This is a genomic window from Nocardiopsis sp. NPDC055824, from assembly GCF_053616335.1.
The window spans coordinates 1-24,527 of the sequence record NZ_JBSHDN010000025.1; the positions used below are offsets into that span (position 1 = coordinate 1).

The window sequence follows — 24,527 nt, forward strand, 5'->3', positions numbered from 1 at the left end:
GTACCGGGCCGGGGCTCCGGCCGGGAGGGGCGGGCCGACCGCCCGCGCGGGCACGGCCCCCGCGGTGGGCGCGCTGTCCGGGTTCAGGCCTTGGCGATCGGCCACGAGCCGTCGACAACCGCCTCGGGGTCCCGCCCCCTCCGCAGGTAGGCCTGGAAGGACGCCGCCTGGTCGGCCTTCCAGCCGATCTGGGCGGCGTGCAGGTCGTCCACGCCCATCTCGGCCAGCTCGGGGTGGGCGGCGGCGAGCTTCCAGGCCAGGCGGGCCGCGGCGAGCGCGTCGGCGGAGGCCCCGTGGGCCTGCTGCTCGTCCAGCGGCACGCCGTGGTGCGCGCACACGTCCACCAGCTTGCGCCCGCCCCTGCGGTAGGGGTCCATCTGCTTGTCCAGCACCAGGGGGTCCACGACGCGCAGCTGCCCGAAGAAGCTCACCCCCGAGCCGTGCCGTTCCAGTTCGGCGGAGAGCAGGCCGAGGTCGTAGGGGGCGTTGTAGATCACCACGGGCAGCCCCTCCACGACGGCCCGCTCCAGGGAGGCGCCGATCTCGGCCACCACCTCCGCGGCCGGGCGGCCGTGCTCGCGGGCGTGCCCGGTGGTGATCCCGTGGATGGCCGCGGCCTCCTCGGGGATCTCGATGCCCGGGTCGGCCAGCCAGGTGGTGGCGTCCTTGGTGCGGGCGCCGGGGTCGATCCGCCACAGGGCGGCGGTGACGATCCGGTCGGCGGCCAGGTCCAGTCCGGTGGACTCGAAGTCCAGGGCGGCCATCGGTTGCATGTGCCAGGTCATGACGTCCTTCGGGTCGGCTGGTTCCTACCTTCCCGCACCTGGCGTCCCACACCGGGGACGCGGGGGTCCCGGGGCCGCCGCGGCCGGCCCTCCCGGGCGGGCGGCGCCTCCCGGGGAGGGCCCGCCCGTGGTCGCAGACCCGGGACGGCCTCCCGCGCCGGGAGGGGCCGCCGGGAGAACTCGCCGCCGCGCACTGCCGACGCGGGGAACGTCACCCCGGACAGGCGGGGGTGGCGGCCGGGAGCTGGGGTGGGGCCGCAGGGTGTGGAGCGCGGGCGGGGCCCGGGGCGCGCGACCGGGCCGGCCGTGCGAGGGCAGGCCGGAGCGGGCGGGCCCCTGGGGACCCCCCGTCTTCCAGTCAACCGGGGCGGGCGCTGGGGCGCCAGAGCCGGACGCGGCCTGTGGACGACCGTTGTCCGCGCGCTCACGTGTCCCGGCCGGCCCCTCCCCCCGTGAGCACCGCCGCGACCTCGCGCGCGATCCGGACCGCGGACTCCTCCGCGACCTGGGTGGACGCGCCCGCCAGGTGCGGGGTGGCGAAGACCCCCGGGCGCCGCAGCAGCGGGTCTCCCGCCGCCGGGGGCTCGGGGTCGAACACGTCCAGCACCGCTCCGCGCAGGTGCCCCGACTCCAGGGCCCGGTCCAGCGCGACCGCGTCCACCAGTTCACCGCGCGCGGTGTTGACCAGCAGTGATCCCGGCCGCATCGCCGCGAGCGCCGCCGCGTCCACGATGTGGCGGGTCTCCTCCGTCAGGCGGGCGTGCAGGCTCACCACGTCCGACCCGGCCAGCAGCTCGTCCAGCCCCACCAGGCGGGCGCCCGCGCGGCGCGCCGTCGCGGGGTCGGCGTAGGGGTCGTGGGCGAGCACCGTCGCGCCGAAGGCTCCCAGCAGTTCGGCCACCCGCGCCCCCACCGCCCCCAGCCCGACCAGACCCACCGTGGCCGCCCGCAGCTCCGTGCCGGTGCGCTCGTACCGGAACCCCTCCGCGTCCCACCGGCCGCGCGCCAGCCCGGCCGCGGCGTCGGGCAGGCCCCGCATGGCGCAGATCATCGTTCCGACGCAGTACTCGGCGACCGCGCCCAGGTTGCGCCCGGGCAGGTGGACCACGGGCACCGACGCCTCGGCCGCCGCCGCGACGTCCACGTTGACGGGGCCGCCCCGGGTCACGCCGATGACCCGCAGGGTGCCGCGCCCCGCCTCGACCACCTCGCGTGTGACCGGCGCCAGGTGGGTGACCAGGGCGTGCGCGCCCCGGGTCAGGGCGGCCAGCGCGGCGGGGTCCCCGGAGGCCTCCCTGACCCCGTCCACGTCGGCGAAGGGCGCGGTGGGCCAGTCGGAGTCGACGCGGTCGATCGTGGCGGGGAGGGCGTGCCGCCGGGCGCCGCCCGCCAGTTCGGCCTCCAGCGCCCCGGCGAGCAGGTCGGCGGAGATGAACCTGTCCCCGGCGCAGACCAGGCGAAGGGTGTCGGTCATCGCAGTCGCTCCCCCGTTCCGGGGTCGAAGAGGTGGACGTGTTCGGGCCGTGCCCCGATCAGGACGGGGGCGCCCGGGTCGAGGGAGGCCCCGCCGGGCGTCTGGACGACGAACCGGCCCGGGCCCCCTCCTCCCGCCTCCGGCGGGTCCTGCCCGGCGAGGTCGACCGTGGCCAGTCCGAACTCCATGAGGTACTCGAACACGCCGACGGTCGCGCTCAGCGCGGGCCGCGCCGACCCCCGCCCGACGAGCTCGCAGTCCTGCGGGCGCAGCCCCACCTGGACCCGGGTGCCCGCACGGGCGCGGGAGGCCGTGGGCAGGGTCCCGGCCCCGCCGATGCGGACGGCCCCGCCGCCGTCCGCGACCGTGCCCCCGACCAGGTTGATCGAGGGTTCGCCCACGAAGTCGGCGACGAACCGGTCGGCGGGGTCGTCGAAGACCTCGTCGGGGGTGCCGAACTGCCGGATCACACCGCCGTCCATGACCGCCATCCGGTCCGCGAGGCTGAGCGCCTCCAGCTGGTCGTGGGTGACCACGATGGTCGTGTAGCCGAACTCGCGCTGGAGCACCTTCAGTTCGCGCCGCACCCGCTGGCGCTGCCCGGCGTCCAGGTGGGACAGGGGCTCGTCCAGCAGCAGGACCGGCGGGTTGCGGACCAGGGCCCGCGCCAGGGCCACGCGCTGCTTCTGGCCGCTGGAGAGGCCGGCGGGGCGCAGGTCCAGCAGGTCGGTGATCTCCAGGCGCTCGGCGATCGCGGCCACGCGCGGCCCGACGTCGCGGGCCCTCCGCGCGCGCAGCCCGTACGCCAGGTTCTCCCGCACCGACAGGGGCGGGTAGAGGGCGTAGCCCTCGAAGCCGACGCCGACGTCGCGCCTGCCCGGGGGCAGGTCGGTGACCGCGCGTTCGCCGATGAGGACCTCCCCGGAGGTCACGGTCTCCAGGCCGGCGATCATGCGCAGGGTAGTGGTCTTGCCGCAGCCGGAGGGGCCGAGGAGGGCGACCATCTCCCCCGGTTCGACGGCGAGGTCGATGCCGCGCACGGCCGCGAACGGCTCGCGCCCGCGCGCGGTGTAGGTCTTGTGCAGGTTGCGCAGGGTGAGGCTCCGGGCGGCCCGGGGCGCGGTGTCCGGCGCGGCCGTCATCGCGTCCCCCCGACCGGCAGCGCACTGCCCACCCGGGGCGGGTGCGGGGACCCGTCCCCCGCCGGCCCCGCGAAGACGTGGACGCGTCCCCACGCGACCGCGAGGGTGACGTCGTCCCCCTCCCGGACGCGCGAGTCGTCGGTGACCGTGATGACGGTCCGGCCGGCCACGTCCACGCTCAGCTCGCGGGAGCGGCCGAGGCGTTCGACCAGGACGACCCGGCCGCGCATGGTGAGCTCCCGCCCCGCGCCGTCCGGAGGCGCGGACGGTCCTGCGATCCGCAGGTCCCGGGGGCGCAGCCCGAGCAGGACGCCGTCGGCGCCGTGCGCCTCCTCCGGGAGGGCGACGGTGGCTCCCCCTCCGTGGGTGGTGGCCAGTCCTCGGTGCACGCGGGCCTCCAGCAGGTTCGTCTCGGGCTGTCCCAGGGAGCGGGCGACGAAGGCGTCCGCCGGGGTCTCCCACACCTGGGCCGGGGTGCCGACCTGGACGAGCCGCCCCTCGCGCAGCACCCCGATGCGGTCGCCCAGGGCGAGGGCCTCCTGATAGTCGTGGGTGACGTAGACGGTCGTGGTGCGCGCCATCCCGCTGAGCTGCTTGAGCTCCGCCCGCATGGCGGCGCGCAGTTTGGCGTCCAGGTGGGAGAGGGGTTCGTCCAGCAGGTAGACGTCGGCCGGCCTGACCAGCACGCGGCCCAGGGCCGTGCGCTGGCGCTGGCCGTTGGACAGCTCGCGCGGATAGCGGCCGAGCAGGTGGTCGATGCCCAGGGTCCGGGTGACCTCGCCGATGCGTGCGCCGCGCTGCTCGGGCGTCCAGGTCCCCAGGCGCCCGGAGCGCAGGGGCGAGGCGAGGTTCTCCGCCACGGTCTTCTGGGGGTAGAGGGCGTAGCTCTCGAAGGCCATCGCCACGTTGCGCTCGTAGGGCTCCACCCCGGTCATGTCGCGACCGCCGATGAGGACGGCGCCGGTGGCCCCCTCCACGAGGCCGGCGACGCACTTGAGGGTGGTGGTCTTGCCCGCCCCCGAGGGGCCGAGGACGACGAAGAACTCGCCGTCGGCGATCTCCGCGTCCAGGCCGTGGAGGGCGGTCTTCCTTCCGTAGCGGGCGCCGAGCCCGCGCAGTTCCAGGGAACTCACGACTTCACCGCCCCGAACGACAGGCCGCGCACGAGATAGCGCTGGATGGACAGGGCCACCAGGAGCGGTGGCAGGGCCGCGATGAGCGCGGCCGCGGCTGTGAGGTTGTAGAACGCCTGCCCGCCGCCGCCGAGGAACCGGGTCACGGCCACGGTCACCGTGGGGTTCTGGCCGCCGGTGAGGATCAGCGGGAACACGTAGTTGTTCCACGCGAAGACGAACGCCAGCAGCGCCGACGCCGCGATGCCGGGCCGCACCAGCGGGAGCGCCACCATGAGGAAGGCGCGGGTGCGGGTGTAGCCGTCCAGGAGGGCCGCCTGTTCGAGCTCCTCCGGCATGTCCTGGAAGTAGGACCGCAGGATCCACACGATCAGCGGCAGGGTGACCAGCTGGAGCACCCAGATCGTGCCGGCGTCGGAGTCGAACAGCCCGAGCTGGTTGTAGATGACGAAAAGCGGCACGATCACCATCAGCTCCGGCGCGAACCGGAACGACAGGATGGTGAACATGATGTCCCCGGACCCCCGGTAGGCCCAGCGTCCGGCCGCGTAGGCCGCCGGGACGCCGATAGCGAGGGACAGCAGGACCGCGCCCAGCGAGGTGACCAGGCTGGTGAGCAGCGCCCCGGTGAAGTCGACGCCGGTGAGGCGGACCCCCTCCTCGCTCAGGACGGTGGCGAAGTTGTCCGGGGTCGGGGTGAACACGAAGTAGGTGGAGGTCTGGTCCGCCCTGGACTTGAGGGACAGCAGGACCATCCACAGGATCGGGAACAGCGAGAAGGCGAACCACAGGACCAGCAGGAGGTCGGCCCCGGCGGAGGCCGGGGAGAACCGGCGCCGTCCCGGTCGGCGGGTGGCGGTCACGGTTCAGTCCTCCGATCCGGCCGCGCGGCGCTGGGCCCGGCCCAGGACGGCGACCAGGTAGCGGGCGGTGATGAACACGATCACCCACAGCAGCAGCATGTAGGTGCTGCCGAGGGAGAAGTTCAGGTTGGTGATCGAGTTCTGGAAGGCGCCGATCTGGAGGGTGCGGGTGGCCCCTCCCGGCCCTCCGGCGGTGAGCACGTACACGTGGTCGAAGACCTTCAGCGAGTCCATGAACCGGAAGATCACGGCGACGAGGATGTAGGGCCACATCATCGGCAGCATGAGGCGCCGGAACATGTAGAACCAGCCCGCGCCGTCCACGTCGGACGCCTCGAAGGGCTCCCGGGGCAGCGAGCGGAGCCCCGCCAGGACGAGGACCGCGACGAAGGGGGTGAAGATCCAGACGTCGACCAGCATCACCGACCACAGGGCGCGGTCCTCGCTCAGCCAGTCGAAGGTGGAGCCGAGTCCGAGCATGTGGTTGAGCACGCCGAACTGGGGGTTGAACATCAGCCCCCAGATGACGCCGGCGATCACCGGGGCGATCATCAGCGGCAGGATCAGCAGGCGTTCCAGGAGCCTGCCCACGAGGCCGGCGCGGAAGAGCAGCAGCGCGATGCCGACGCCCAGGACCGTCTCGACGGCCGTGGCGGCGAGGGCGTAGGTGGCGGTCACGCGCACGCTGGACCAGAACACCGGGTCGCCGAGGGTCCCGGTGATGTTCCGGAGGCCGACGAACACGGGCTCGGGGACGACGGCCGCGTAGTCGAGGAAGGCGTAGTAGGCGCCCAGGGCGAACGGGTACAGGATGCCCGCGATGACGAGGACGGCGGGGACGGACAGCAGGTAGGGCCGGAGCCCGCGCCGCCAGGCGGGCACCCGGCGGACGGGGGCGCCGCCCCCGGGCCCGTCCCCCTCCGCCTCCGGGGGTGCGGTGGTCGTGCTCACGTGCTCGTCCCCCTCACTCGGTGTCGAGCGCGTCGGTGCTCGCCCGCGCCAGCGCGTCGAGCCGTTCCCCGGCGTCGTCGCCCGCGTAGATGTCCTGGAGCGCCACCGCCCAGTTCTCGGTGTTCTCGAAGAACTGCGTCTGCGGTGTGAAGTGGATCCTCGTGGAGTCGATGACCCTCTCGAAGGTCTCCTGGTAGCCGGAGAACTCGCCGAGGCCCGCCTTGAACGCGTCCTCGAACACGGACTCGCGGGTGGGGTCGGCGAACCCCAGCTCGCCGGTCTGGACGGCCTGGCTCTGGGCGTCCCTGCCCGTGGCCCACTGGATGAACAGCCAGGCGGCGAGCTTGTTGCGGGACGCGGAGCTCATGGCCAGCGACCACGTCCACAGGTTGGTGTCGTAGTTGCCGTCGGGTCCGGCCGGTCCCGGGTGCCAGGCGAGGTTGCCCGCCTCGGCGCTGTTGCCCGCGATGTTCTGGGGGTAGGTGGCCGAGTCCGCGTCGTAGACCATCATGGCCGTGCCCGACCCGAGGTCGGCGGTGCAGTCGGGGTAGTCGTAGGTGGTCCAGGAGGTGGGGCCGGCGTCGCGCGCGAGGTCGACCCACTTCCGGGTGAAGTCGACGGCGGCCTCCGAGTTCATGGCGGCCACGAGCCGGTCGCCCTCCAGCGTGTAGTCGACGCAGCCCTCCCTCGTGAACTGGGTCATGAACCCGGGGTGGATGGTCGCCCAGGAGCGCGATCCCCGGAAGGCGAGGCCGTAGGTGTTCTCCGAGCGGTCCGTGAGGTCGACGGCCAGTTCGCGGAGTTCGTCGAAGGTCTCCGCCGGCCGGATGCCGCGCCGGTCGAACTCGGCCTTGTTGTAGCAGATCACGTTGGTCTCGAAGCCCCACGGGACGGCCCACTGCCCTCCTGTGCCCAGCGGGCTCCCGGTGGTGAAGTCCCAGGAGGTGGAGGTGCGCAGGCCCTCGTAGATGTCGTCGAAGTCGTACTCGTCGCTCGTGGCGGACTCGTTGTCGATCCAGGGGCGCAGGTCCTCCATCCAGCCGGGCGGGCCGTAGGTCCAGATGAAGTAGGCGCCGGTCATGAACGCGTCGTAGTTGCCCGCGCCGCTGGCCAGCTCGGTGTTGAGGCGCGTGTAGTAGTCGGCCTCCGCGACGAGGTCGGCGTTGACGGTGATGCCGGTCAGCTCCGTGAACTGCGCGAGGAGGGGCTGGAAGGCCACCTGGTAGGGGTGCGGGGTCTGGAGCACGGAGATCTCGGCGCCCTCGGCCTTGCGCCAGTCGAACGCCCCGGTGACCTCGCCGGCCCCGTTCTCGCCGCCGGCGATGCTGCCGGTGCCCAGTCCGCACCCGGGCAGCAGGACCGCTCCCGCCGCGGCCGCGCCGCCCGCGCCCAGGAGGCCCATGGCACGGCGCCGGGACAGGTCCGGCGCTCCGGGCGGGCCGGGGACGAGGGGGGATCCGGGGGTACGCGGGGGGCGGCGGTTCCTTCTGGGGTTCATGGTGCTCTCCAGTCGGTGGTGGGGGGTGGCGCCGTCCGGCGGGGCCGCCGGTCGGCCGCGCCGGGGGTCAGTCGGAGGGGCCGGGGTCCCGTCGCGTGTCCGGACCGGGGCTCGCCGGGGGCGCGGAGGTCCGCGGACGCGCCGGGTCGGAGGGGCGCCGGGGGCTCACCGGGGAGGCGTGTGTCCGCGGGTCCGTGCGGGTTTCCCGGCGCGTCGGGAGGTTGAGCGCCAGCAGGGCGGGCGGTTCGGCGGGGTCGGCGGGGACGCGCAGCCGGGTGACGGCGCCGTTGTCCAGCCGGGGGAGCACGCGCCGGTAGTGGGCCAGGGGGATGCCGAGCCAGGAGCACAGGGCCAGGCGCAGCGCCGTGTTGTGGGCGACGACGAGGACGCGCCGCCCGGGGTACTCGTCGGCGAGGCTCCGCAGGGCCGCGCGCACGCGGTCCGCGACCGCGGCGGGGTCCTCCGCCCCGGGGAGCGGGTGGGCCGCGGGGTCGGCGCGGAAGGCGTGCGCCGCGCCGGGGTGGCGCGCGTCGGTCTCGGCGAGGGTCAGTCCCTCCGCCAGCCCGAAGCCGGCCTCGGAGAGGTCCCGCAGGACGACGGGCTCCACGCCGAGCGCCGCGGCGGCGGGGAGGGCCGTGGCCCTGGCGCGGCCGAGCGGGGAGCAGGCGACCGCGTCGTGGGGGTGGTCGCCGACCCAGAGGGCGAGGGCGCGGGCCTGGTCGCGGCCGGTGCGGTCGAGGGGGATGTCGGAACTGCCCGCGTACCGGTTCTCGGCGTGCCAGACGGTGCGGCCGTGGCGGACCAGGGACAGCTCGGTGTGCGCGGGGATCATGCCGTGGCCCCCTCCGGGGTCCGGGGGCCGCCGAGCCACCCGCGGTCGCGGAGGGCCTCGACGAGGCGCCGGTACCCGTGTGCGAGTTCGTCCGCGCGGGACGGATCGGGTTCGTAGCGGTGGGCGACGCGGACCATGGCGCGCGCGGTCTCGGCCAGGCGGCCCGCCGGGGCGCGGGCGATCACGGCGGAGCCGAACGCCGACCCGGTGTGCGCGGGGACCAGCACGGTGCGGCCGAGGACGTCGGCCCGCAGGGCGGTGAGCCAGTGGTTGCGGACCGCGCCGCCGACGGCGGTGACCGGTCCCGCGGTGTCGGCGCCGAGCGCGGCGAGGGCGTCCAGGGAGAGGCGTTCGACGTAGGCCAGCCCGTGGGCGATCCGGTTGAGGCGCGCGGCGGGGTCCGCCGGGCCGCTCCCGGGGCCGATGTCGAACCCCCGCGCGCCGGGGGCCGCGAAGGGGAACCGTTCGCCGGTGCCCGCGAGCGGGTACGTGGCTCCGCCGGGGACGCCGAGGCGGAGCGCCTGCGCGGTGAGCAGGTCGAGGTCGTGGCCGCCGAGGTCGGTGTCGAGCCGTCCGGTACCGGTGCTGGACGCGCCCCCGGGCAGCCAGCCGCCGTCCGGGTTGCGGTGGTTGTAGACCACACCGGAGGGGTCGCGGAGCGGGTGGGGGCTGGCGCCCTTGAGGACGAGCGTGGTGCCGAGGGACGAGCACCAGAGCCCCGGTGCGAGGGCGGCGGTGGCGACCTGGGCCGCGCAGCCGTCGGTCATGCCGGCCCGGACGGGGGTGCCCTCGGGGATGCCGGAGGCGCGGGAGGCCGCCGCAGTGACGTGGCCGACCGTGGCGCCGGGGGCGACCACGGGGGGCAGGACCGCCGGATCGATCCCGAGGCGGTCCACGAGGGTGTGCGGCCAGCTCAGGCTCCGCGGGTCGTAGCCGGTCTTGAGGGCCTGGCTGGTGTCGGTGGGCACGGCCGCTCCGGCGAGGCGCCCGGAGACGTGGTCGCCCTGGTGGGCGACGAGCAGTCCCGGGGCGAGGCGGCCCTCGCGGGCGAGTCCGACCAGGCGGGGAAGGGCCCAGGTGGGCTGGACGTGGTCGGCGCCCAGGGCGTGGATCGCCGCGGTCCGGGAGGCCGCCCTGGCGTCGTCGTACATCTGGGCCGGTCCGACGGGCAGCGCGTCGGCGGTCTGGAGCAGGAGGGTGCCGGAGGTGCCGTCGACGCTGACGGCGCCGACCGGGCGCCCGTCCCCGGGGTCCCGCGCGGCGAGGGCGGCGCCGGTGGCCCGGCAGGTGGCGCTCCACCACTCCTCGGGGTCCTGTTCGTGGCGGGGCCCGTCGCGGTGGTCGCGGAGCAGGGCGGCCTCTCCGGAGCCGACGACGGCGCCGTGGTCGTCGACGAGGACGGCGCGGACGCCCTGGGTCCCCAGGTCGACGCCGAGCCAGAGGGCGTCGCGCCGGTCGGCGGGGTCGGGGGGAGCTTCGCGTGGTGAACCGGCAGCGCGCACCGCGGATCCTCTGCTCGGAGGCGCACAGGGATGTGACCTGCTTCACCTTCGGACGTGGTGACGGCCAACGTAGAACCGGTCTCTTCTCATGTCAAGGTGTGTTCGTCACACCTTTTCCGGTGATGTTCACGGACGGCCTCGCCGGTTTCCGGTGGTTCCCCAGTTCAGCAGGGCGTGGCCCTCCACACCCGCCGCGTCGCGACGAGTGATCTTCACACCGAGGGTTGACACACGCGGGCCGCCCGGTTGAGATGTTCGGCAACAGAGACGACGAACGACGGGGGACACGCACCGTGGCGGCCAAGGCGGACCCGAGCGAGCACGACCGGGTCGAGGACGAACGGCCCCCGGGGCCGGGGGACCGGCGTTCCCTGATCACAGGCCTCGTCCTGGACAGCGGGTCGGTGTCCGCCCAGGAGCTGGCCGAACGCTTCGGGGTCTCGGTCATGACCATCCACCGCGACCTGGACGAGCTCCAGCGCCAGGGGGTGCTCCGCAAGGCGCGGGGGGTGGCCACCGCCCAGCCCAGCGGCACCTTCGAGTCCAACGTCGAGTACCGGAGACGGGTCAACGCCGACGCCAAGCGCGCCATCGCGGCGCGGGCGGCCGGGCTGGTCGAGCCCGGCATGTCGGTGCTCGTCGACGACTCCACCACCGCCGCGCACCTCATCCCCCACCTGGCGGAACTGGCCCCGCTCACCGTGGCCACCAACTACCTGCACGCCCTCACGGAGCTGTCCCGGCTGCGGGACGTGCAGGTCGTCGCGCTCGGCGGCACCTACGACGTGCAGCACGACTCGTTCCTCGGAACGACCTGCGTGGAGGCCATCCGCTCGATGCGCTTCGACGTCGCCTTCGTCAGCACCTCCGCGGTGACGGCGGGCCACGCCTTCCACCAGGAGGACAGGATCGTGGCGGTCAAACGCGAGATGGTCGCCGCCGCCGAGAGGTGCCACCTGCTCATCGACCACTCCAAGCTCACCCGTAGCGCGCTCCACCGCCTCCTGCCGCTGGAAGGGTTCACGTCCGTGATCGTCGACTCCGCGACCCCCCGCGAACACCTCGCCCGACTCCGCGAACACGACGTGCCGGTGGAGGTGGCGGGCGATGACGGCTGAACCCGGCCGGCGGGGCCCCTCCGGCCGGACCGGGTCCCCCTCCCCGGACGGGCACGGGACCCCGGTGGGCCGCCCCGTGGTCGTCTTCGACCTCGACGGGGTCGTCGTGTGGACCGAGCACCTGTGGGAGGAGTCCTGGGAGGTGTACTGCCGGCGCCACGGCGCACCCTGGTCCCGCGACGACACCCTCCGGGTGCAGGGCATGAGCAGCCCCGAGTGGTCGCGGGACGTGGCCGGGCGGATCCGGAGCCGCACCGGCGCCCGGGTCGACCCGGAGCACGTGTACGAGTCCTGCGTCGCGCACATGCGCGACGCCCTCCTGGCCGGCCGCGGCCCCCTCCTCCCCGGCGCCCGCGACCTCCTCACCGACACCGCCGCGGCGACCGTGATCGGCCTGGCCTCCTCCGCGGCCCGACCCGTCATCGACACCGTCCTGGAGCGCGAGGGGCTGGCGGGCCTGTTCGCCGCCACGGTCTCCAGCGAGGAGGTCGCGCGCGGCAAGCCCTCGCCCGACGTCTACACCGAGGCCCTGCGCCGGCTCGGCGTCCCCCCGTCCACCGCCGTGCCGCTGGCCGTGGAGGACTCGGCCAACGGCATCCGCGCGGCCGACGCGGCGCACATGCGCGTCGTCGCCCTTCCCAACCGCGACTACCCGCCCGGCGAGGACGCGCTCGCCCTCGCCGAGCACGTCGCGGCCGACCACGACGACGCCCGCGCCTACCTGCGGTCGGCCCTGGATGCCGCGCCCTGACGCCGCCGGGGCCCACCGGACACGGGCCCCTCGGCGGCCGCCCCGCAGTTTCCCGCAACCACCGGAGCACCGGCACTTCCCGCAGTCCCCGACGGCGTGAGGAGACCCGTCCCATGTCCCGACCGCTCGACGAAGCCACCGCTTTGCGCGAGGGTGCGCCCGCCTGCCCGGCCCGGGTCCGCCGACGGCTCCCCGAACAGGTGGACGGCGGGGGTTGCGCGGCGGCGGGGCCCCCGCCGGACGCGCGGCCCCCGGACACAGCCGTCCCCCCGCCCGCCCCCGGGGCGCCGGCCTCCCCGGGGGAGGCCGCTCCGTGAGCGGCGGGCGGACCCTCCTCGGGGTGGACGCGGGCACGTCCGTGGTCAAGGCCGTCGTGTTCGACGAGACGGGCGCGGCGCTGGCCGTGCGCGGACGCGGCCTCGCGGTGGCCCACGGGCCGGGGGGCGCGGTCGAACAGGACCTGGAGCACGTCCTGGCGGGGGTGGCGGAGGTGGTCCGCGCCGTGGCCGCCGAGGTGGGCGCCCCGCCGGACCTGGTGGCGGTGACCGGGCAGGGCGACGGGTGCTGGCTCACCGACGCCGACCACAGGCAGGTGCGCCCCGCCATGTCGTGGCTGGACGGGCGCGCCTCGGAGATCCTCCGGCGGTGGAACAGCACGGGGGTGACCGAGCGGGTCTACCGCGAGAACGGCACGACCATGTTCCCCGGCACCGCAGCGCCCCTGCTGGCATGGCTCGACGAGCACGAACCCGGGTCCCTGGACCGGGCGGCGACGGCCGGGTACTGCAAGGACGCGGTGTTCGCCCGGCTGACCGGCAGGCGGGTCACCGACGCGAGCGACAGCTCGATGCCGTTCGGCGACGGCTCCGGGAAGGGGTACAGCGACACCGTGCTGGAGCTGACGGGGCTCTCCGGCCGGCGCGGCCTCCTGGCGCCCGTCTCGGCCGCGCCCCGCGCCGGGCTGCACGCCGACGGCGCGCGCCTGCTGGGGCTGCCGGAGGGGACCCCGGTCAGCTCGGGCCCGTTCGACTTCCCCGCCTGCGCGGTGGGGGCGGGCGTGCGCGACCCGGGCGACGCCCTGATGATCGTCGGCACCACCCTCGGGTGCATGGTGCTCGTCGACCGCCTGGAGACCGCGGGGACCCCGGCGGGGTTCCACGTCTCCACGGGCGAGCGGGGACGGTGGCTGCGGGCGATGCCGGCGATGGTGGGCACGGCGTCCGTGGACTGGCTGCTGTCCGTGCTCGGGATGGACGTGGAGGGCGTCGGCCGCTCCCTGGCCGAGAGCGCCCCGGGCGCGGGAGGGGTGGAGGTGCTGCCGTACCTGGCCACGTCGGGCGAGCGCGCACCGTTCGTCGACCCGCGGGCGGCGGGCCAGTTCACGGGGGTCAGGCTGACGACCTCGCGGGGCGACCTCGTGCGCGCGGTGTGCGAGGGGCTGGCCTACGCGGCCCGGCACTGCTTCGACACGGCGGGGTCTCCGGACCGCCTGCTGGTCTGCGGCGGGGGTTCCCGGTCCCTTCCGTGGCTCCAGGTCTTCGCCGACGTGCTCGGGATACCGCTGGAGACGGCGCGCGCCCCCGAGGTCGGCGCCCGCGGCGCCGTCCTCTCGGCGGTGGGCGACTCGGTGGACCGGGCCGGGTGGACCTTCCCGTCCGCGACCGTGGAACCGGATCCGGCCCTGCGCGCCCACTACGACGACGGCTACGGGCGCTACCTCGCACACCTGGAGGCGGCCCGCCCGCTGTGGCGGCCCCTCGCGGCGGGTCCCGCCCCCGGGCGGGTCCCGCGGCCCTCTCCCGCCGGTGACGACGCGGAGGTCACCCGTGGACTCTGAACCGCACCGGCTCTCCCCCGCCGACCGTGACCGGGTGCTGTCGCGGGCCGGGAGCGGGCACTTCGACGTGGTCGTGGTCGGCGGCGGCATCACCGGGTCGGGGTGCGCGCTCGACGCCGCGGCCAGGGGCCTGTCGGTCCTGCTGGTCGAGGCCGGGGACCTGGCGGGCGGGACGTCGTCGCGCTCGGGCAAGACGGCGCACGGCGGGCTGCGCTACCTCGAACAGCTCAACTTCTCCCTGGTCGCGGAGGCCCTGCGCGAACGGGACCTGATGATCGGCGTGACCGCCCCCCACCTGGTGGCCGCCGAGCCCTTCCTGCTCCCGACCACCCGCTGGTGGGAGCGCCCGTACTTCGGTGCGGGGGTGCTCGCCTACGACGCCATGGCGCTGGCTCGGCGGCGGGGGGCCGGGGTCCCCGCGCACCGGCACCTGTCCCGGCGCGGCACGCTCGCGCTCGCCCCGGGGCTGGACGCCTCCGTGGTCACCGGCGGCATCCGGTACCACGACGGGCGCATGGACGACGCCCGGCACACCCTGGCCGTGGCGAGGACCGCCGCCGGCCACGGCGCGCTCGTCCTCAGCCACGCCCGGGTCACGGGGATGCGCGTGGAGGGGGGCCGGGTGCGCGCGGTGGCCGTCCGCACGGCCGAGGGGGGCGAACTGGAGGTGTCGGCGGGCTCGGTGGTCAACGCCGCCGGAGTGTGGGCCGCGGACGTCCAGGCCATGGCGGGCGAGCCGGCCTTCGCCGTGCGCCCGGCCAAGGGCGTGCACCTGCTGGTGGAGGGCGGGGCCTTCGACTCACGGACGGGGCTCATCGCGCGGGCGGAGGACTCGGTGATCATCCTGCGGCGGTGGTACGGGCGGTGGCTGCTGGGCACCACCGACACCGCGTACGAGGGCGACCGGGCCGCCCCGGGGGTGGGCGCCGAGGACGTGGACTACCTGCTGCGCAACGTCAACCGCTACCTCGCCCGCCCGCTGACCAGGGCGGACGTGCTGGGCGCCCACGCCGGGCTGCGGCCGTTGCTCGCTTCCAGGGACACCTCGGCCACGTCGGCGCTCTCGCGCGACCACGCGGTGCTGAGCGGCCACGGCGTGGTGACGGTCGTGGGCGGCAAGTACACCACCTACCGCCTGATGGCACGGGACGCGGTGGACGCGGTCGGCCGGGTGCTGGGCCGGAGGCTGCCGCCGACCCCGACCGCGCGGATCCCGCTGGTCGGCGCCCGCGACCGGCAGGGCGCCGCCGGGCGGCCCGCCCCACCGGCCTCCGGGCACGGGGTCGCGGAGCACCACGTACGGCGCATGCTCCTGCGGTACGGCGACGAGACGCCGCGGGTGCTGGAGACCGTGCGGCGCGACCCGGCCCTGGGGGCGACCGTGGCGGGCTACCTGGCGGCGGAACTCCGGTACGCGGTGACCCACGAGGGGGCCCGGACCCTGGAGGACGTGCTCGCCCGGCGCACCCGGGTGGCGCTCGAAGCGCCCGACGGAGGCGCGGCCCTGGCGCCCAGGGCGGCGGCGCTGGTGGCGCCGCCGCTGGGGTGGGACGACGCGGACGTGGAACGGGAGGTGGCCGCGTACCGGGCCGCCGTCGTCCGCGACCGCGCCGCGCTGGGATGACGGGGAACCGGATGCGCCTGCCCCGTCCCGGAGCCCCGGAACCCCGGAGCCGCAGGCCGGCGGGCGTGCGCGCCGCACACGACCCCCGCGCTCCCCTCCGGCGCCGCGGACCCCGGGCCGTCCACAGGCCGTGGCCCGGGGTGGTGCGCGGAATCCCCGTGCCCTAGCTTCGAGGCATGAAATTCCTGGTACGCGAACGCGTTTTCGACATCGGTGACGACTACTGGGTGACCGACGAGGACGACCGCAAGGTCTTCCTCGTCGACGGCAAGGCCCTGCGGATCCGCACGACCTTCGAGCTCAAGGACACCGACGGCAACGTCCTCACCGTCATCCGCAAGAAGCTGTTCAAGGTCCGTGACCAGATGCGCGTCGAGCGCGACGGCGACACCGTCGCCACCGTGCGCAAACGCCTGGTCAACCCCCTGCGCGACAAGCTCGTGGTGGACATGGAGGGCGCGCCGGACTGGGAGGTCACCGGCGACTTCCTCGGCAAGGAGTACGTCATCGCCGACGAGCACGGCACCGTCGCGCACGTGTCCCGCAAGTGGTTCCGCGTCAGGGACACCTACGCGGTGGACGTCAACACCCACCGGAGCGACATCGGCGGCGACGCCGCCCTCGTGATCAGCGTCGCGGTCGCCGTGGACTCCCTCACCCGGGACGACGACGAGGAGGGCGGGGAGCAGGACTGAGCACCGCGTCCCGCCCCGGGCCGGACCCGCCTTCCCCGGGGTGCGGTTCGGCGCGGGCGGCGTCCGCGGGGACCGCGCCGCCGCCCGCCGGGGCGGCCCCGGAAGGGCTGCGCCGGAGCACCGCTCCGCGGACCGGGGACGGCCCCCGCTCCGGCGCCGCGTCCCGTCAGGCGGCCCTGCGCGCGAAGAGCGGCACGGCGACCGCCCACACACCCGCCACCCAGGCCGCCATCACGGCGCCGCCCCCGATCGCGGACAGGTCCGTCCTGTTGGGGCCGCCCCTCAGGAACATCTGCGCCCCCGCCCGGTCGGGCAGGAGGTCCGCCAGGCCGGTCAGCATCGAGAGGTAGAAGGACAGGGCCAGCACCAGACTGATCAGGAGGACCAGCGGCACCACCGTGTTGCGGAGGACGACGGTGATCCCGGCCGCCAGCAGGGCGAGGAGCACCCAGTACGCGACCGCGCCCGCCAGCGCTCCCAGGACGGGGCGGTCGAGCATGCCGGTCAGCGGGTACCCGTGCTCCCCCAGTCCGACCTGGGTGGCCGCGAAGGCCGCGGGCACGGTGGCCAGGGCGACCGCCAGTGCCGCCGCCGCGACCGCGGCGGCCTTGGCCAGCAGGAGCCGGGGGCGGTGCGGCACGGCCAGCAGGGAGGCGCGGATCTGCCCTCCCGTGTACTCGGTGCCGACCGCGAGCACGCCCAGGACCACCATGCCCGCCTGCCCGTAGGAGATCGCGTCGAAGCCGGACTGCTCCGGCACGACCTCCCCGACGAGGAGACCGGGGTTGTCCGTGAGGGCCCTCCCCACCGACCATCCCGACAGCCACGCCAGCCCGACCGTCAGCGCGGCCGTCGCCAGGCAGGTGAACAGGACCGAGGTGAGCGTGCGGAGCTTGAACGCCTCGGCGCGCACGGTGTCGATCATCGTTCTCCCCCGCCCCGGGCGGCGCCGCTGCCGCCGGGCCACCGCCCGAACCCCGTGTCCGCGCCGCCGGGGCGCCCGGTGAGGGCGAAGAAGGCGTCCTCCAGGGAGGCGTGGCCCGCGGCCACCTCGTCGGGGCGGCCCTCTGCGACCAGGCGCCCGCCGTCGATCACCACCAGGTGGTCGGCGATCCTCGCGATCTCGCCCATGAAGTGGCTGGACAGGAGGACGGTGCGCCCCTCGTCGGCCAGGGCCCGCGTGAACGACCGCACCCAGCGGATGCCCTCCGGGTCGAGGCCGTTGACGGGCTCGTCCATGACCAGCACCCCCGGGTCGCCGAGGAGGGCGGCGGCCAGGTCGAGCCGCCGTCCCATCCCCAGTGAGAAGGTGCGCACCCGGGCCCGGGCGGCCCCGCCCAGGCCGACGCCCTCCAGCACCTCCCCCACCCGGGAGGCGGGCAGGCCGTTCGCCCTGGCGATCCACCCGAGGTGGGCCCGGGCCGTCCGCGCGGGGTGCGCTCCTCCCCCGTCGAGCTGGGCGCCGACGGCGGTGGCGGGCCGGCGCAGCTCCGTGTAGGGCCTCCCGTCGATCAGGGCTGTCCCCCCGTCGGCGCGGTCGAGTCCGAGCAGCACCCGCAGGGTGGTGCTCTTTCCGGCTCCGTTGGGTCCGAGGAAGCCCGTGACCTGGCCGGGACGGGCGGTGAAGGTGAGCCCGTCCACCGCCGTCCGGGCGCCGAAGCGCCTAGTGAGTCCGCGTATCTCGATCATGGGACCCATCGTCGGGCCGGAAGGGTCCCGGGCGCGTCCGCCCTGGGAGGACAGTCCCGACGTCACCCCGGGAGGACGTCGCCCCCCGCGCCGGCGGCCCTGACGAGCCCGCTCTCGTAGGCGAACACCACCAGCTGGGCGCGGTCGCGGGCGCCGAGCTTGGCGAGCAGGCGGCTCACGTACGTCTTGACGGTGGCGCGGCTGAGGGTGAGGCGGTCGGCGATCTCGGCGTTGGACAGCCCGCGCGCGATGAGGGTGACGACCTCCCTCTCGCGCGGGGCGAGCGGCGTCCGCGCCCAGGCGGCGGGCGCCGTTCCGGCCCTCTCGCGCACGACGTGGGCGATCAGGCGGCCCGTGACCTCGGGGGCGAGCAGGGACTGCCCGTCGGCGACCACGTGGACGGCGCGGAGCAGTTCCTCGGGGGCGGTGTTCTTGAGCAGGAATCCGCTGGCCCCGGCCCGCAGGGCGCCGTACACGTAGTCGTCCAGGTCGAACATGGTCAGCACGACCACCCTGGTGTGCGGGGCGGCCGCGCAGATCTCCCGGGTGGCGGCCAGTCCGTCCATCTCGGGCATGCGGACGTCCATGAGGACGAGGTCGGGCCGGAGGCGGGCCGCCAGGTCCACCGCCTCCCGCCCGGTACGGGCCTCGCCGACCACGGTGAGCCGGGGGTCTCCGTCCATGAGCATGCGCAAGGAGCCGCGCAGGAGGTCCTGGTCGTCGGCCACCACGATCCGCACGGGTGCGGTCTCCCCCATGAGTCCTCCGGCCGTCGTGTCGCGAACGCGGTCGGGGCCCGTGCGCGCCCCGCGGGCTCTCCGGGGCGGCGGGGCGGCGGGGACGTCCCGACCGGGGTCCGGCCCGGAGCACCGCCTCCAGTGTCCCGGACGCCGGGCGGCCTCGGAACGGCGCCGCCCCTCCGCCCCCTCCTCCGGCCCCGCCGCGCCCTCAGCCGCCGGGGCCGGAGGGGACGCGGGCGCGGACCCGGAAGCCGCCGCCGGGCAGCGGGCCGGCCGTGAAAGTTCCGCCGTGGACCGCCACGCGCTCGCGCATGCCGACCATGCCGACGCCCCCTCCCGGTGAGCCGACGCGTCCCCGGGCCGGGCCGGTGTCGGTCACCTCGGCCTCCACGGCGTCCCCTTCCCCGGTGACGACCACCGAGCAGGAGCCGCCGGGAGCGTGCCTGATGACGTTCGTGACCGCTTCCCGGACGATCCTGTACACGCTGACGGCCACGGCGGGCGGTACCCCCTCCACGCCCGAGACCTCCAGCCGGCAGTCGATCCCGGTGCGGCGGGCCGTGTCCGCCAGGGCGGCCAGCCCGTCCAGCCCCGGTTGCGGCTCCAGCGGTGCGTCGGCGTCGGCGCGCAGTGCGCCCAGGACCCGGCGGAGTTCGTTCGACGCCTCCCGGCCGGCCTCCTCGATGTCGGCCAGGGCCGACCGCAGCTCCTCGGCGTCCCCGCCCGCGTACCGGGCCACCCCCGCGCGCATGCCGATGGCGCCCAGGGTGTGGGAGACGACGTCGTGCACCTCCCTGGCCACCCGCAGCCTCTCCCGGGTGCGGGCCTCGCGTTCGACGGCCGCCACCGCGCGCTCCTCCTGCTCGCGGAGCTCCCGGACGGAGCGTCCCAGCAACCACGAGAGCGCGAGGAGGACCGCTCCGACGACGAGGGCCCGGACGGGCTCCTCCAGCGGCACCGGGTCCACTCCCGCGGCCACCAGCACGAGGAGCGCACCCAGGAGGTAGGCCCAGTGCCGGGGCCGGAAGGAGCCGTGCCGCGAGGTCAGCGCCAGCGGGTACAGCGTCCACGCGGCCGCGGTGAACGGCTCCGCGGTCCATCCGGCGGCCAGGGCGGCGAGCGTGGCGGCGAGCACCGTGCAGAAGGACGCCGCGGGCAGCCGCCAGCGCAGCAGGATCCCGGCCGTGATCAGGGCGGACAGGGCGAGGCGGGCCCAGGGGAGCGGGTCGTCGGCGCCCAGGTCGCGGGGGTCGGGCAGTCCGCCGGCGAGGGCCAGGTGGACCAGCGAGGCCGCGGCGTCGGCCGCGAACCTCCGGGGGGTGGGGCCTCCCTCCGCCCGGAGGGCGGGCCAGGGCCGCCGGGGGGCCGGGGGCACGGGGGCGTCGGGCGCGGTGAGGGGGGCGGCCGGACCGGCCGGGGGGACGTCAGTCGCTGAGGACACCGAGCATGCTCCGCTCCCAGGGGAGGTAGGGCTGTCTGCTGCTGCGCAGCACCGGACGCGGATCCCGGTCCTCGGACACGCAGCGGGAGATCTCCAGGGCCGCGAGCTCCCCGGTCATCCGGAAGGCCCGGGGCGTGGAGTCCTCCCGGTGCCAGCGGGCGTCGACCAGGCGCACCAGGGCGACGATACCCGGTCGGGCGCCGTCCCCGGCGTGCCATGCCAGCCGCAGGCCCTGGGCGAAGGCCGCAGCCAGCTCCTCGGGGAGTCGCTCCCCCCGGGGTCCGACGGGCTGGACCGCGTTGACGAACTCGAAGCCGTCGGGGTGCCCGGCGGGCAGGGGCTCCGCCTCGGCCCACGCCGCGGCGAAGTGGCCGCCGCAGCTCTGGAGGACGTTGCGGACATAGATCCCGTGGACGGGGCGGGGCAGTGACGTGCGGTTCGGGAAGGGCATCGGCCTCTCCTTCCTGCGTGTGTGCGGCGGTTCAGGAGTCCTTCCCGGTCTTCGCCCCGAAGATGCCCATGTGTTGTCGATCGGTTGTCCGGGCCGCGTCCTGCCCGCCCGCCGACGCGTGGAGGGGGAACAGGGTGGCTGGCTGTAGTGCCGGGCACCTCCGGAATGCCCCAGACTGATCGTTGCCGAGGGGTTGCGACGTGAACGGGGAGTAACGAGGATGAACGAGGTCTGGGCTCGGGCGTTGCGGGCGGGCGGCTACCTCCTGGTGGCCTTCGCCTCCGGCCTGGCCGTGCTGGTGGCTCTGCCGCTGACCCTGGCCGTGGTGCTCACCGTGCCGATCGGCGGCCTCGGGTTCGTGCTGCTGCCGCCCTGGCTGGGCGTCGTGGGGAGGTTCGCCGCGTGGCACCAGGGGCGGGCCTCGGACCTGCTCCGGGTCCCGGTGCCGGAGCTCCCGGGCTCCGGGACCCCCGGTTTCCGCGCGCTGTGGCGCGAACCGTCCACCCGCAGGGTGCTGCTGTGGATGCCCGTGTTCACGGCGGTGAGCATGCTCGCCGGCCTCCTGGGCGTGGCCGCGGTCTCCCTGCCCGTCACCTCGGTGCAGTTCCCGTTCTGGTGGGCGCTCCCGGAGGGCATGGAGTTCCAGTTCCTCGGGATCCCGGCCGACGGCTGGGGTTCGGCCCTGCTCCTCATGGCCGCGCAGCTGGTGCTCGGGGTCGTCCTGCTCCGGTGGGCCGTGGTCCCGGCGGCCAAGGCGCACGCCCGCCTCAACCTGCGGCTGCTCGCCCCCACCGAGGCCGAGCTGCTGGCCGCCCGGGTGGACGAGCTGAGCCGGACCCGCGCCGAGGTGGTGGACGCCCACGGTGCGGAGCTGCGCAGGATCGAGCGCGACCTGCACGACGGCACCCAGGCGCGGCTCGTCTCGATCGCGATGCAGCTGGGCGTGGCCCGCGAGGCCCTCGCCGAGGACCCGCGGCTCGCCGCACTGCTGAAGAACGCCCACGAGGGCGCCGAAGAGGCGATGACGGAGCTGCGCGAGGTGATCCGCGGCATCTATCCGCCCATCCTCGCCGACCGGGGGCTGGCCGGGGCGCTGAGCGCGCTGGTCGCCCGCACCACGGTCACCACCCGGCTGGACGTGGGCGACCTGGGCACGCTGCCGGTGGCGGCGGAGACCGCCGCGTACTTCGTGGTCACCGAGGCGGTCACCAACGCGGTGCGGCACGGCGCCGCCGAGGAGATCGTCGTGCGCCTGGACCGTGTCGGCGGCGTCCTGCGCGTGTCGGTGCGCGACGACGGCGCGGGCGGGGTGGACGAGTCCCGCGGCACCGGGGTGACCGGCATCCGGCGCCGGGTGGCCGCCCTGGACGGTACCGTGCGCGTGGAGAGCCCGGTGGGCGGGCCGACCGTGGTCGAGGTGGAGCTGCCGTGCGGATCGTGATAGCCGAGGACAACGTGCTGCTGTCCGCGGGCCTGGAACTGCTGCTGTCCACGCGCGGGTTCGAGGTGGTGGAAATCGCCGTGGACGCGCCGGCCTTCGCCGACGCCGTAGATCGGCACGGGCCCGACCTGGCGATCGTCGACGTGCGGCTGCCGCCGAACTTCCGGGACGAGGGCATCCACGCGGCGATCGCGGCCCGGCGGCGCCACGAGGCGCTGCCGGTGCTGGTGCTGTCGCAGTACGTGGAGCGCGACTACGCCGGTGAACTGCTGGCCGACGGCCGGGGCGGGGTGGGCTACCTGCTCAAGGACCGGGTGGGCCGGGTGAGCGAGTTCGTGGACGCCCTGCACCGGGTCGCGGAGGGGGGCACGGTGATGGATCCGGCCGTGGTCCAGCAGCTCCTGGCACGGCGGTCCCGGGATCCCCTGGAGACCCTCACCCGGCGCGAGAGCGAGGTGCTGGGGCTGATGGCGGAGGGCCTGGGCAACGGGGAGATCGCCGAGCGGATCGTCGTGACCGAGAACGCGGTGCACAAGCACGTCGGCAACATCTTCGCGAAGCTGGGACTGTCGCCGTCCGACAGCGGGCACCGCCGGGTGCGCGCGGTGCTCGCCTACCTCGACGGCAGGTGAGGGCCGCGCGCCCGGCGGGTCCGCGCCTCAGCCCCCGGCGGCCCGTGCGTCCTGGCGGACGCCCCGCCGGTTGAGCAGGATGCCGGTGGCGGCGGCGGTGAAGAACATGAGCACGCCGTACACGGCCGAGGGGATCGCCATCTCCGTGCTGTCGAGCAGCGCGGGGCTGAGCGCGATGGCCAGGGAGAGCGTGGTGTTGTGCAGGCCGATCTCCATGCACGAGGCGATCGCCTCGGGCCGTCCCGTCCCGATGGCGCGCGGCGCCCAGTAGCCGACGACGAGGCCGGCGACGTTGAACAGCAGCACCATCGGGCCCACGGCGACGAGGTAGTCGACGAGGTCGGCGCGCTCCTGGAAGACCGCGACGGCGATGACACCGAACAGCGCCAGGACCGACGCCGCCTTGACCGGCCGCTCCATGCGCCGGGCGAAGGACGCGGCGCGGGCCCGGACGAGCATGCCCGCGGCGACCGGGACCAGGATGATCGCGAAGACCTGGAGAACCTTGTCGGCCTGGAGCCCGAGCGTGTCCCCGTCGCCCATGAAGTGGGCGATCGACAGGTTGGTGATCAGCGGGAGGCTCACCATCGCCGTGACGGAGTTGAGCGCCGTGAGGGAGATGTTGAGCGCGACGTTGCCGCGGAACAGGTAGCTGTACAGGCTGGCCGTGGTGCCTCCGGGGGAGGCCGCCAACAGCATCATGCCGACCGCCAGGGCCGGGGGCGGCTGGAAGAGCAGGACCAGGCCGAGGGCGAACAGGGGCAGGAGGAGGATCTGGCAGCCCAGGACGAGCGCGACCGTGCCGGGCAGTGCGGCGAGGCGGACGAAGTCTGCGACGGTCAGGCTCAGTCCGAGGCCCAGCATGATGACGGCGAGCGCGGCCGGGAGCGCGATCGTGGCGATGGCGGAATCCATGGGGACACCTCGGGATCGGGCCGCGCGGGGGAGGCGGCTCGGCGGTCGGGGGGGCACCGACCGGCGCGGGGCGCCGGCCGTCGTGGACCGCGTTCGGTGTCGGTGCCGACGTGAGCTCGCCTGGGGTGTTCCGGGCGGGGAGGCCCGGGCGGACCGGGATCGCGCCGTCCCGTGATCTGCGCCACCATCGCTACTCGTCGGTATGTTGGCACGCCCGCGGCGGCCCCGGCAAGGCCCCCGGGCGGGGCCCGGACACGGGTTCCGGGGGCGGGGCCCGGCGCGTCCCCGCCCCCGGGCCGTGGTCAGGCCGCGGGCCAGGAACTGCCGGTGAGGTCGTAGGCCAGGTGGAACCACACCTTGCGGATGCTCGGGTGCCCGTTGTCGCCCCACGCGGTGGCGAAGCTGTCGACCAGGGCCAGCCCGCGGCCGTTCTCGGCGGTGAGCCGGTCGCCCGCCAGCGGTCCGGCGCTGAGCGGGCCGTCCTCCCCCGAGGGGGAGCTGGTCGGCCTGCCGTTGTCGCGGCAGGCCAGGGTCAGGCCGTTGGGCCCCCGGGTCACCTTGAGCACGAACGTCTGGCCGTCCTCCCCCGAACGGCTGTGCCGGATGGCGTTGGTCGCCAGCTCGGTCCCCAGCAGCGCGAACACGTACCGGAACTCGGAGTCCCTGGTCGCCGCGCAGGTGTCCAGGAAGGCGCGGGCCAGGGGGATGCTGGCGGGCTCCCCGGCGAACTCCCAGTGGCGCTTGGCGAAGGGGACCGGAGGCCGGCCGTTGAAGTAGTGCCGGTACTCGTCCGGGACACCCGCGAGGAAGGAGTCCTCCTCCTTGGCCAGGGCGGGCACGGAAACGAGCGTGGGCATGGGTGACTCCTTCGGCGGGGCGGTTCGTGGACGGGCGGACCGCGGGAGGGGGCGGCTGCGGGAGCGTCCGGCGGCCGTTCGGGGGAGGTCCGGCGCGGAACGGCTACGACCTTACGCGATCAGGCCCCTGCGGGACAGGGGACGCGGGTGTGGCGA

23 protein-coding genes are annotated in these 24,527 nt (G+C 75.4%); 7 read left to right on the forward strand and 16 right to left on the reverse strand.

Annotated features, from left to right (window positions below):
- Nucleotides 1-83: 83 nt before the first annotated feature.
- The 9 genes from ACWGL3_RS08420 to ACWGL3_RS08460 all read right to left on the reverse strand — a co-directional run bounded on the left by ACWGL3_RS08420 (nt 84) and on the right by ACWGL3_RS08460 (nt 10,180).
- Nucleotides 84-785, reverse strand: a complete 702-nt coding sequence (locus ACWGL3_RS08420) for an exonuclease domain-containing protein (protein WP_344182752.1) — start codon at nt 783-785, stop codon at nt 84-86.
- 424 nt (nt 786-1,209) lie between these two features.
- On the reverse strand, nt 1,210-2,259 hold the full coding sequence (locus ACWGL3_RS08425; protein ID WP_452461093.1) for an NAD(P)-dependent oxidoreductase: 1,050 nt from the start codon (nt 2,257-2,259) through the stop codon (nt 1,210-1,212).
- A complete protein-coding gene (locus ACWGL3_RS08430; protein ID WP_452461094.1) occupies nt 2,256-3,401 on the reverse strand; it encodes an ABC transporter ATP-binding protein in 1,146 nt (381 codons plus the stop codon). Before ACWGL3_RS08430 ends, ACWGL3_RS08425 begins: the two co-directional genes overlap by 4 nt.
- Entirely contained in the window at nt 3,398-4,534 is a 1,137-nt protein-coding gene (locus ACWGL3_RS08435) for an ABC transporter ATP-binding protein (RefSeq protein ID WP_452461095.1), read from the reverse strand. Before ACWGL3_RS08435 ends, ACWGL3_RS08430 begins: the two co-directional genes overlap by 4 nt.
- Nucleotides 4,531-5,397 carry a carbohydrate ABC transporter permease gene (locus ACWGL3_RS08440; protein WP_267946359.1) on the reverse strand — a complete coding sequence of 289 codons (867 nt, stop codon included), beginning with the start codon at nt 5,395-5,397 and terminating at the stop codon, nt 4,531-4,533. Before ACWGL3_RS08440 ends, ACWGL3_RS08435 begins: the two co-directional genes overlap by 4 nt.
- A gap of 3 nt (nt 5,398-5,400) precedes the next feature.
- Nucleotides 5,401-6,348: a carbohydrate ABC transporter permease gene (locus ACWGL3_RS08445; protein ID WP_267946360.1), complete on the reverse strand. Its 948-nt coding sequence runs from the start codon at nt 6,346-6,348 to the stop codon at nt 5,401-5,403.
- 13 nt (nt 6,349-6,361) lie between these two features.
- Nucleotides 6,362-7,846, reverse strand: a complete 1,485-nt coding sequence (locus tag ACWGL3_RS08450; protein WP_355013238.1) for an extracellular solute-binding protein — start codon at nt 7,844-7,846, stop codon at nt 6,362-6,364.
- 67 nt (nt 7,847-7,913) lie between these two features.
- Nucleotides 7,914-8,678: a histidine phosphatase family protein gene (locus ACWGL3_RS08455; protein ID WP_267946362.1), complete on the reverse strand. Its 765-nt coding sequence runs from the start codon at nt 8,676-8,678 to the stop codon at nt 7,914-7,916.
- Nucleotides 8,675-10,180 carry an FGGY-family carbohydrate kinase gene (locus ACWGL3_RS08460; protein WP_267946363.1) on the reverse strand — a complete coding sequence of 502 codons (1,506 nt, stop codon included), beginning with the start codon at nt 10,178-10,180 and terminating at the stop codon, nt 8,675-8,677. Before ACWGL3_RS08460 ends, ACWGL3_RS08455 begins: the two co-directional genes overlap by 4 nt.
- Before the next feature lie 251 nt (nt 10,181-10,431).
- On the opposite strand from ACWGL3_RS08460, the gene ACWGL3_RS08465 reads away from it, so the two are divergent.
- The 5 genes from ACWGL3_RS08465 (at nt 10,432) to ACWGL3_RS08485 (ending at nt 16,205) form a co-directional block, all read left to right on the forward strand.
- Nucleotides 10,432-11,298, forward strand: a complete 867-nt coding sequence (locus tag ACWGL3_RS08465; RefSeq protein WP_452461096.1) for a DeoR/GlpR family DNA-binding transcription regulator — start codon at nt 10,432-10,434, stop codon at nt 11,296-11,298.
- A complete protein-coding gene (locus tag ACWGL3_RS08470) occupies nt 11,288-12,049 on the forward strand; it encodes an HAD family hydrolase (protein ID WP_452461097.1) in 762 nt (253 codons plus the stop codon). Before ACWGL3_RS08465 ends, ACWGL3_RS08470 begins: the two co-directional genes overlap by 11 nt.
- A 313-nt stretch (nt 12,050-12,362) precedes the next feature.
- Entirely contained in the window at nt 12,363-13,886 is a 1,524-nt protein-coding gene (locus ACWGL3_RS08475; protein ID WP_452461098.1) for an FGGY family carbohydrate kinase, read from the forward strand.
- A complete protein-coding gene (locus ACWGL3_RS08480; protein WP_267946367.1) occupies nt 13,876-15,510 on the forward strand; it encodes a glycerol-3-phosphate dehydrogenase/oxidase in 1,635 nt (544 codons plus the stop codon). The genes ACWGL3_RS08475 and ACWGL3_RS08480 overlap by 11 nt, the downstream gene beginning before the upstream one ends.
- Before the next feature lie 176 nt (nt 15,511-15,686).
- Entirely contained in the window at nt 15,687-16,205 is a 519-nt protein-coding gene (locus tag ACWGL3_RS08485; RefSeq protein ID WP_267946368.1) for an LURP-one-related/scramblase family protein, read from the forward strand.
- 166 nt (nt 16,206-16,371) lie between these two features.
- Here ACWGL3_RS08485 and ACWGL3_RS08490 read toward each other — a convergent pair whose 3' ends face one another.
- The 5 genes from ACWGL3_RS08490 to ACWGL3_RS08510 form a co-directional block, all read right to left on the reverse strand.
- Nucleotides 16,372-17,130: an ABC transporter permease gene (locus tag ACWGL3_RS08490; RefSeq protein ID WP_267946369.1), complete on the reverse strand. Its 759-nt coding sequence runs from the start codon at nt 17,128-17,130 to the stop codon at nt 16,372-16,374.
- Nucleotides 17,127-17,894 (reverse strand): ABC transporter ATP-binding protein, encoded by a 768-nt coding sequence (locus ACWGL3_RS08495; RefSeq protein WP_267946370.1) that lies wholly within the window; start codon nt 17,892-17,894, stop codon nt 17,127-17,129. The genes ACWGL3_RS08490 and ACWGL3_RS08495 overlap by 4 nt, the downstream gene beginning before the upstream one ends.
- A gap of 62 nt (nt 17,895-17,956) precedes the next feature.
- Entirely contained in the window at nt 17,957-18,652 is a 696-nt protein-coding gene (locus ACWGL3_RS08500; protein WP_267946371.1) for a response regulator, read from the reverse strand.
- Between the two features lie 190 nt (nt 18,653-18,842).
- Entirely contained in the window at nt 18,843-20,075 is a 1,233-nt protein-coding gene (locus tag ACWGL3_RS08505; RefSeq protein WP_267946372.1) for a sensor histidine kinase, read from the reverse strand.
- Nucleotides 20,059-20,526: a hypothetical protein gene (locus ACWGL3_RS08510; protein WP_267946373.1), complete on the reverse strand. Its 468-nt coding sequence runs from the start codon at nt 20,524-20,526 to the stop codon at nt 20,059-20,061. The genes ACWGL3_RS08505 and ACWGL3_RS08510 overlap by 17 nt, the downstream gene beginning before the upstream one ends.
- Nucleotides 20,527-20,746: 220 nt before the next feature.
- On the opposite strand from ACWGL3_RS08510, the gene ACWGL3_RS08515 reads away from it, so the two are divergent.
- Nucleotides 20,747-21,967, forward strand: coding sequence for a sensor histidine kinase (locus tag ACWGL3_RS08515; RefSeq protein ID WP_267946374.1), 1,221 nt, complete (start codon nt 20,747-20,749; stop codon nt 21,965-21,967).
- On the forward strand, nt 21,955-22,599 hold the full coding sequence (locus ACWGL3_RS08520; protein WP_267946375.1) for a LuxR C-terminal-related transcriptional regulator: 645 nt from the start codon (nt 21,955-21,957) through the stop codon (nt 22,597-22,599). The genes ACWGL3_RS08515 and ACWGL3_RS08520 overlap by 13 nt, the downstream gene beginning before the upstream one ends.
- 27 nt (nt 22,600-22,626) lie before the next feature.
- On the opposite strand, the gene ACWGL3_RS08525 is transcribed toward ACWGL3_RS08520, so the two are convergent.
- Nucleotides 22,627-23,514, reverse strand: a complete 888-nt coding sequence (locus ACWGL3_RS08525) for a bile acid:sodium symporter family protein (RefSeq protein ID WP_452461099.1) — start codon at nt 23,512-23,514, stop codon at nt 22,627-22,629.
- 302 nt (nt 23,515-23,816) lie between these two features.
- Nucleotides 23,817-24,371, reverse strand: a complete 555-nt coding sequence (locus ACWGL3_RS08530) for an ATP-binding protein (protein WP_267946377.1) — start codon at nt 24,369-24,371, stop codon at nt 23,817-23,819.
- Nucleotides 24,372-24,527 lie beyond the last annotated feature (156 nt).